At 61.1% G+C, this 666-nt stretch carries 1 protein-coding gene; it reads right to left on the bottom strand.

Annotated features, from left to right (window positions below; translation table 11 throughout):
• Window positions 1-84: 84 nt before the first annotated feature.
• Window positions 85-666: transposase (locus AC0L15_RS33225; protein ID WP_473498422.1), on the bottom strand; the 582-nt coding region annotated here is incomplete at its 5' end.

The raw sequence follows: 666 nt of genomic DNA, 5'->3' as shown, positions 1-666 counted from the left end.
GATAGTGTTGAAGAAGTCGGCGATGAAGCCGTGGATCCACTCGCACCGAAGCGTCTTGATTAAGGTCGACGCGACCTCCTCGCCCTAAGTGGCTCGGATGGGTGTTCCGAGGGTGCAGATCTTGGCCAATTTCCTGAGGTTCTGGGCGATGGCTGCAAGGTGGAACTCATCGCGGGCACCACAGGGGCCGCGCAATCGCAATCGATCGAGCTTCAGGATGCGCTTGAGGTGCGCGAACAGCATCTCCACCTTCTTCCGCTGATAGCGTGAGATCTGGTAGGCGTCGGTCTTGGCGATGTCGCGGGCCATGTCGCGCGCGCCCTCATAGATCGAGCGCAGCACCTTGCGCGCCGGCTCCTTCGGGCAACAGCGGGGCTTCAGGGCACAAGCGTCGCAATCCAGCTTGCTGGCGCGATAGCGCATCATGCCGTTCTCGTCGACGAGAGGGTGCGGCACCCGATAGGCCTTCTGGCGTTGCCTGAGCGTCTTCCCGCCAGGACAGATGTATGTATCGGCCTTATGGTCGTAGGTGAAGTCATCGCGCGAGAAGGTGCCATCCTTGCGCCTGGACTTGTCGAAGACCGGAATATGCGGCTCGATCCCACGCTCATGCACCAACCAGTTCAGCATTTCGGCCGAGCCGTAGCCGGTGTCGGCAATCAGCCG

This window comes from Mesorhizobium sp. WSM4846 (assembly GCF_055811415.1).
Note: the sequence above shows the minus strand (reverse complement) of the source record. Positions and strands in the feature narration are given on the sequence as shown.